The sequence below is a fragment of the Hoeflea sp. CAU 1731 genome (assembly GCF_039888615.1).
Lineage (GTDB): Bacteria > Pseudomonadota > Alphaproteobacteria > Rhizobiales > Rhizobiaceae > Flavimaribacter.
On record NZ_JBDQQS010000039.1, the window covers coordinates 1 to 7,437 of the forward strand.

The 7,437-nt window shown below is 63.0% G+C and carries 6 protein-coding genes; 4 read left to right on the plus strand and 2 right to left on the minus strand.

All coding sequences use genetic code 11. From position 1 onward, the window contains the following. The first annotated feature begins 63 nt into the window (after window positions 1-63). The gene (locus tag AAFN47_RS27855) at window positions 64-1,908 is read left to right on the plus strand and encodes a strawberry notch C-terminal domain-containing protein (RefSeq protein ID WP_499812461.1); all 1,845 of its coding nucleotides are present in this window, start codon (window positions 64-66) and stop codon (window positions 1,906-1,908) included. A gap of 214 nt (window positions 1,909-2,122) precedes the next feature. Then, window positions 2,123-2,851 carry a DUF736 family protein gene (locus tag AAFN47_RS27860; protein WP_499812462.1) on the plus strand — a complete coding sequence of 243 codons (729 nt, stop codon included), beginning with the start codon at window positions 2,123-2,125 and terminating at the stop codon, window positions 2,849-2,851. A 158-nt stretch (window positions 2,852-3,009) separates the two neighbouring features. Here AAFN47_RS27860 and AAFN47_RS27865 read toward each other — a convergent pair whose 3' ends face one another. Then, window positions 3,010-3,342: a hypothetical protein gene (locus AAFN47_RS27865; RefSeq protein WP_499812463.1), complete on the minus strand. Its 333-nt coding sequence runs from the start codon at window positions 3,340-3,342 to the stop codon at window positions 3,010-3,012. Continuing rightward, window positions 3,342-3,617, minus strand: coding sequence for a hypothetical protein (locus tag AAFN47_RS27870; RefSeq protein WP_499812464.1), 276 nt, complete (start codon window positions 3,615-3,617; stop codon window positions 3,342-3,344). The genes AAFN47_RS27865 and AAFN47_RS27870 overlap by 1 nt, the downstream gene beginning before the upstream one ends. Before the next feature lie 627 nt (window positions 3,618-4,244). Between AAFN47_RS27870 and AAFN47_RS27875 the strand changes: the two genes are divergently transcribed. Both AAFN47_RS27875 and AAFN47_RS27880 read left to right on the plus strand, forming a co-directional pair. Then, on the plus strand, window positions 4,245-5,174 hold the full coding sequence (locus AAFN47_RS27875) for a DUF2493 domain-containing protein (protein WP_499812465.1): 930 nt from the start codon (window positions 4,245-4,247) through the stop codon (window positions 5,172-5,174). A 756-nt stretch (window positions 5,175-5,930) separates the two neighbouring features. After that, window positions 5,931-7,292, plus strand: coding sequence for an ISKra4 family transposase (locus AAFN47_RS27880; RefSeq protein WP_040182552.1), 1,362 nt, complete (start codon window positions 5,931-5,933; stop codon window positions 7,290-7,292). The last annotated feature ends 145 nt before the right edge of the window (window positions 7,293-7,437 follow it).

Below are 7,437 nucleotides of genomic sequence, written 5' to 3' on the forward strand. Positions count from 1 at the left end.
GGGGGATGTCCTTCTGCGGTTGAGAGCAGAGGCATCATGATTATCAAAAGCGGAAATCCGAAAATGAATCACCAGAACAACAGCTTGAAACCCAGAACTCCGCATAATGGTGACGCGGCATATTACGTTCTCAGTTACCTCGAACAGGCCTTCCCGATCCATGCCCAGAAGCTGGTCGAGATCGACGGGAACATGGTGGCCGAGCCACTTCGGGATGCGAATGGCGCGCTGGTCGTCTCGCGCGAGGCCGAAGCCTTGCGCGATGCCGCCATGATGGAGTTGATGGCCCTGGCACCGATCCCCTCGGCGCTCGACCAGATCCTCTGGGCCTTCGGCGACGAGGCCGTGGCCGAGGTGACGGGACGGTCCATCCGTCCCCTGAAATTGCCGGACGGCGCGCTCTTCATCGAGAAGCGGTCCGCCAGCAGCAATTCCTCGGAAACCCGCGCCTTTGTGGATGGCGAGAAGGATATCCTGATCTTCTCCGATGCGGGTGGCACCGGTCGGTCCTATCACGCAGCACAAACGGCGAAGAACCAGAAGCGGCGTCGGCACTATCTGCTTGAACCGGGCTGGCGCGCCGATGCGGCGATCCAGGGGCTTGGGCGCACGCATCGCTCGGCTCAAGTGTCAGCGCCATTCTTCCGGGTCTGCACCTCGGATGTGCATGGCGAGAAACGCTTCACCTCCACGATTGCCCGGCGGCTCGACCAGCTCGGTGCGCTCACCAAGGGCCAGCGCGAGACCGGCTCGCAAGGCATGTTCCGCGCCGAGGACAATCTCGAAAGCCCGATCGCGCGGGCCGCACTCCGGGGCTACTACGCCGATCTGGCCGCCGGGCGCGCCGGGGCGATGAGCTACGCGCACTTCACGGACTGGACCGCCTTGCGGCTGATCGATCAGGACGGGGTGCTGATGGAAGAGCTGCCGCCAATCCAGCGGTTTCTGAACCGGGTCCTCGCGCTGCCGATCCACATGCAGAATGCGCTTTTTGCCGAGTTCATGGCCCGCATCGCAGATCAGACCGAACGCGCCCGCGCCGCCGGCACGCTCGATCTCGGCGTCGAGACGTTGCGTGGCGAGAGGATCGAGCAGGTCTCGACGGAGGACCTCTGGACCTGCCCGCGTTCCGGGGCGGTGACACGGATCATCGGGCTCGAGGTGACCGACCCGGTTCATGTCCTCTCGGCAGAAGAGGCACTTAACCGCAATCCGGACAAGAGCGCGATGATCAACCGCGCCTCCGGGCGCGCGGCACTGATCTCGTCGCGGCCCATGCAGATGTATGACGAGGAGATCGTCACGCTCATGCGTAAAGTCACGCGGCCAACCGGGTCGACCTACGTGGAAGAGGCGAAGTTCGGAAACTCCGCCTGGGAGCAGATCGAAGCGCTCGAGTTCCTCCGCCTCTGGAACGAAGAGGCCGATAGCCTGCCGAAAGTCAGCACGACAAAGCTCTACCTGCTGACCGGCTTGCTGCTGCCGATCTGGAAGGACATCCCCTCGGGCAACGAACGCATCTACCGGGTCACGCCTGAGGGAAAAGCAGCCATGATCGGCCGGACGGTCAGCGAGGATGGTGCCGCCGCTCTGCGCGCGCGGTTCATGATCGGCATCCGGAAATCCCACGATGAGATGCTGACGGCGGCACTCGGATCCACCGCGCCGGTAGATCTGGGTCGCGGCCTCACGCTCATAAGACGCCGGGTCGCGGGGGCGGCCCGCCTCGAGATCGACGGGGCCGACCGCGGTTCCATCGACGGGTTGAAGGCCATGGGGTGCTTCACGGAAATCATCGCTTTCCAGCTGAGGGTCTTCGTCCCGCATGGAGAGGGCGTCGATACCGCAGCGATCCTGGGCAGGATCGCGGGGAAAGGCGCGTTCTCGGCTTCCGATCGGGCCGCCTGAAGCTGGAACCTGCGTACGCCTGTTGGTTGCGGACTGGTGTTGGCGCTCGCGAGGCCCGGGACACTCACAAAACAGACAAGTGCCAGGCAAATAGGTCCGCGAGAAAGAAAGAGAGGGCTTTTGGGTTTTGCGATCCCATGAGGGGTCGAAAAGCAATCCCGGATGCGCTGGCAGGAAGCCCCGCACCGGCAACCCTTTGAAAGGAGAAGACCCAATGTTCGCAGGAACCCTGACCAAGACCCACGAAACCGCCGACGCCGCCTACACCGGCACGATCCACTCCGCGCGGTTCGACATCGCGATCCAGCTGGAAGCCCGGACCAAGATGTCCGAGCGCAGCCCGGATTATGATGTGACCGCGGTGAACAAGTCCGGCCGCAAGGTGCGCATCGGCACGGCCTGGAACGAGACCGGCAATGCCACCGGCAACCCCTACCTCTCGATGCAGCTCGACGTCGGCATCGGTCCCTTCCGGGTCAACGCCGTGCAGACCAAGGAAGCGCGCGAGGCGGCAACCGGTGAATTCGAAATCATCCCATTGGTGTCGACCGGGGCGATGAAATCCGGCTCGATCTCGGGTGAGCTGACCGCGCTGGACGCAGACAATGCCTTCACCGGCTATGTCGCCAACATGATGTTCGATCTCGACTTCATGCTGATCGAAAACACCTTCAAGTCCGAGCAGACCCATCCCGACTACCGGATCGAGGTCAGCTCGCCGAAAGGTCATCCGATCCGTGTCGGCTCGGCCTGGATGGCGAAAAGCGCCAGGACCGGCAACGAGTATGTCTCGCTCCTCATCAACACGCCTGACGGCGACCTGCGCGTGAATGCGGTGCAGAACGAGGAGCAGCGCGGCGGCAAGACCTTCTCGATCATTCCCTTCGTCGGGAATGGCGAGCAGCCCCAGGACGCGGGTGCGGACTTGTCACTGGTGGCCTGACACTGTCGGAACATCTAAATACCAGAACATCGAAGGGAGCCGTGGAAACACGGCTTCCTTTTTTCTTTGTCGGGCATCTAGAAAACCAACTGCGATTGCCCGACTTCTTGCTCCTGAAGGCTGTAATCCGTGCCTGAAACGTAGCATCGCTTCAGAAGCTATTCCGGGAAGGTTTTCCTGGCAGCGGCCCGCCGCATCCAGTCACGACCGCCAAAGGCGACAAGCGCGAGATAGGTCGTTCCGGCGTCGATATCCGGCCTGAACACGATCGTGAGACGCTGCCCGGAGCCGCCGTGGCGCACCAGCCACCCGTCGAGTTTGCCGGACAGCCGCATGCCTGAGGTCGGATTGGACGCGATGGTTTGCAACAGCGCATCGACCTCGTCGAGGCGGCGCTCCGCGGCTGCGAAATCTCCATCCGTGACTTCGACAATGTGATCCACGATGCCGATGAGGTCCCGCTCGAAGAACGGGTGCCGGACAAAGCGCATCAGGATTTGCGAGACAGGGTCGCCAGATGCGCGCGCGCGCTGTCCGTGACCTTGGCGGCCTCCCCGATGGGCTCCCATTGGTCCAATGGCAAGGACAGGCGGCGTTCCAGTTCCACTTCCAGCAGGGCGTGATCACGCTCCCGCGCCGCCTTGGCTTTCGCCAACTCACCCGAGACCGCTGCGCTCATGTTGGGGTATTCGCCGGCCTCGACCAGTTCTTTGGCGAAGGCGTAGGCCGCATCGGTAAAGCTGACGGATTGTTTCTGGACTCCCATGACATCTCCTGTGGTGCTCCAACAGACTACCACTGGGAACGCCATCTCGCAATCGCGATCAGCAAGGCTGCCTCAACCCGTTAATGGGCCTGGCGGCCTCCCCTGCTCGGCTTTGCGTGTCGCAGGAGAGAACGGCCCTCCGGTCCGTCGCGCATTCGGCCCTGCGGCCTCACCGCGGCGTTGCTCTGCGGCATCCCGGCCTGTCCGCCGCGCGAGCACGTCGGGACAGGGCCACGCCTGCGGTCTCCGCTCTGGTCTGTTTTGCGGAGCAAAACGATCCCGTCGCTCCATCCGCCTGCGTGTCCCGATCCCGCCGCTTGCCTGCGCGGGTCGGCCAGGCCTCGCGTCAAAACACACACACACATGAGAGCGGCAGCATATCCTCCGGATGGCCCCCAAATCAGCCCGCCTCAAGGATCGCAAAACTTTTCGGCGACGGCAGCGCGGGTGGAAAGGGCAGTCCAGTGATCGAGGGCGTGCGGGTCGCTGACCTTGCGTCCGGAAAACTTTTGCGCCCGGCAAGCCGGCGGCTGCGCCGTCCCTGACCCGGGCAGATTCGGAAACCAGACATTCGGCCATGCCGCCACACTCCCGTGGTGGTCCCACAACCGAATCCTGGAGACTGATATGGCTTACGACCAAGCGAACACCTACGAGACCATCGAACTCTTCGGTCTGACCGAGAAGGACGCGGAACTGCCGATCCCATCCGACGACATCCTGAAGGACAGTATCGTCCGTGAGACCTTCGAGGCGCTGCTCGGGCAGCTGCGTAATACCGGGCTGGAGGGCGAGATCGAACCGCTGGCCCACGGGTTCGCCACGATCCTGCAGCGGCGCAAGATCGCCATCGGCAAGGAACTGGATCGCACGGCGGACAAGATTGGGGCGTTGACGAAATGCCACGACGGATCGGAAATCGCCGAGACGGCGCTCGAGGAGGCGCAGGCGCGTTTCCTGTATCTCCGCGAGATCGTCGGGGCGATCGAGGTGATGAGCGAGGCCGCGGCGGAATGCTACGAGATCGAGACCGGCCATGGCTTCATCCCGGCGGCGGGATCGCGCGCAAGCGCCCGCGCGCAGGAGACAGGTGCCGTTTTCGAAGCCCGGCAACTCCTGGAGCAGCATGATCGCGAGACGGCTGCAAAGTCGAAGGTCGAAGGGGTCCCCTTGATCGTCTCGGGGGCCACCGACTGGACCGATATCGATCTGATCTTCGCCACACTCGACAAGGTTCGTGAGCGGATCCGGCAGACCCGCAACCAGGACATCTTCATCTGCCACAAGGGGGCCAAGCACGGGGCCGAGATGATCGCGGCCCGGTGGGCCCGCGCCCGTGGTGTCGCGCAGGCGCGCTTCGATCCGCGCTGGTCCGCGCACGGACGGGCGGCTCCCTTCAAGTGCAACGACGAGATGTTGGACGACAGATTCGCCGCGACGGGTGTCGTGCTTTTCGGCGGCAACGGGGTGGCGCTGAACCTCGGACAGAAAGCCGAGGCAAAGGGTCTGACGGTGATGCGGGTGGCCGATCCGGCGAAGAAGACCGCGCAAGACTGATTGAGAGAGGGTCGCCTTCGGGCGGCCCTTTTTTGTGTTCATTGGTCCTCGCGACCTCTGAACTTCGCAGGGGTCTGGAGGCCAGATCGCGGGCAGGAATTCGACCCCTCCGGGACCGACGTTTCGATCCCGTCTCCAGCTGATCTCCCTCTTCTTGGCTACGACTTCGACACCAGCGACAGCGCCAACACGAGCAGAGCCGCCCGGCCGGGGGCCGTGCGGCTCTGCTTGATCCTCCGTTTGGACTTTCGGGATTCTTCAGGGGATCTGGGTGATCGGCAGGCATGCTGAAGAAATGTCGGGCCCCTGCAGGCGGTTTCACCGCCGGCACCGCGCTCGCAGGTTCCGGCCGTGCCAGCCTCCACCCGGAACACGAGACCCCCGGCACGCTGAGCGACATACCCCGGCGGCGGTCTCCTCCGGAGCCAGCCGACGGGGTTGCCGTCATGCGCGCCAAAGCTCCCGCGATCCGCCCATTCGGGTGCAGATCGCTGGGGCGGGTGCCGCGCATCGACCGTGCCGCCCGATGGCCGCCGCGTGCTCCGCGCGGAACACTCGCTGCGCGCCTGGGCCCGCCAGCCTTCATAGCGCTGGAACGGATTGCCGGCGACTCGCTTAGGACTGAGGACCACAGGCGGACCCTCGCGGCGCGTGCAAACCATGCCACCCCCATTCAGAGGGGAGTGGACAAAACATGGGGGTCATCTTCGTCGTTGCGGCCCGTGCTAAGGTGAGTTCTTTGCGTGTGGGGCTGCCATGGACGTACGGATTACAATCGAAACTACCTTCGACAACGGGGAGAAGCGCACTCATCAGCTTGACGGCATTTCACGACCCTACCGGGTGACCTGTCCAGACGGGATCGGGTTGCGCCTCGAGGATGGGAAGAGGGTTGTCGAACAGATTCAGCGGGCAATTCTTTGCGATCAGGTTGAGGAAATCATCCGAGAAAGCCGCGTATGCCCGGATTGCGCCTCGGTTCGTGCCATTCATGACTATCGCACGCGCGATCTCGACACGCTCTTTGGGCGGGTTCGGGTCAAAGCCGCGCGCTTGCGCCGCTGTTCGTGTGATGCCAGGTCAGCGGCGATGCCCGGCGGACCTATTTCTCCGCTGGCCTATTTCTTTCCTGACCGGGCTACCCCGGAGCTGCAGCGGCTCCATGCGGAACTCGGGTCCCGGCATTCCTTTCGCGAAGCCGCGCGGCTGATGAAAAGCTTCCTCCCCTGCCATCCGCCCCATCACACCACGGTGCGTGACCGGTTGGGAAGAGTAGCCGCGGGGCTCGAGAAAAGTCGAAGGGCATCAGGCGATCCCGCTGAAGCACTTCCCAAAGGGGGTTTGACGGTTTTTCTGGACGGTGCGCATATCCGCTGTCGACCGGAGTATCAGCAGCGACACCTGGATCTTGTGGTCGGTAAGATTGAAAGTCGCAATATGTGCCGACGATTTGGCTTGGTCGCCAATGCGACGGCATCGCCAGGCAGCCGGATGCGAGAAGAGCTGTCAGACTTTGGATGGAAGCCGGGCCGTCTGTTGACGGTAATCTCTGATGGCGAGCTTGCTCTCCCGAACCTCATACGGAATGCCATGGGTGGCGACGGCCAGGTGAAGCATATCCTCGACTGGTGGCACATCTCGATGCGTATTCGACATGTCGAGGCCGCCGTTCAGGGTCTGGTCCAGATACCGGGATTCACTGGAATTCCGGTGCTGTTCCAGCGCCCCGCGAAAAGCCTTCGCTGGTGGCTGTGGCATGGCAGAGCACGGGTCGCGGAAACTTATCTGAAAGGGCTCATGCACGATTGCACCCGCCTTGCGGAAGAACCTTTGGCTGTCCGCACCGCTGCCGCTCGTGTGCAGGCCCGATGCGGGACACTGTACACCTATCTCGCGAACAACATGGAATCCCTTGTCGACTATGGCCGACGGTACCGTAACGGGCTGCCCATCTCGTCATCTCGTGCCGAAGGATCAGTCGATGACATTGCCAATGCCCGCATGGGAAAGCGCAGAAGGATGCGGTGGTCGCCCAAAGGGGCTCACCGAGTAGCCGTCACAAGGGCCGCAGTTCTCGATGGTCGGCTGACCGTCGCAAACAGAAAACGCGCCGCATGACCCCCATGTTTTGTCCACTCCCCGAATCGCTGCCTTCCGGTGGTTGTCATATACCAGATCATCTCGATCTCGTGAGTGGTCGACGGATGATGGCCACTATAGTCCTTCCTATCGGTGAGTCTTGCCAGCCATGCTGCATCCCCTT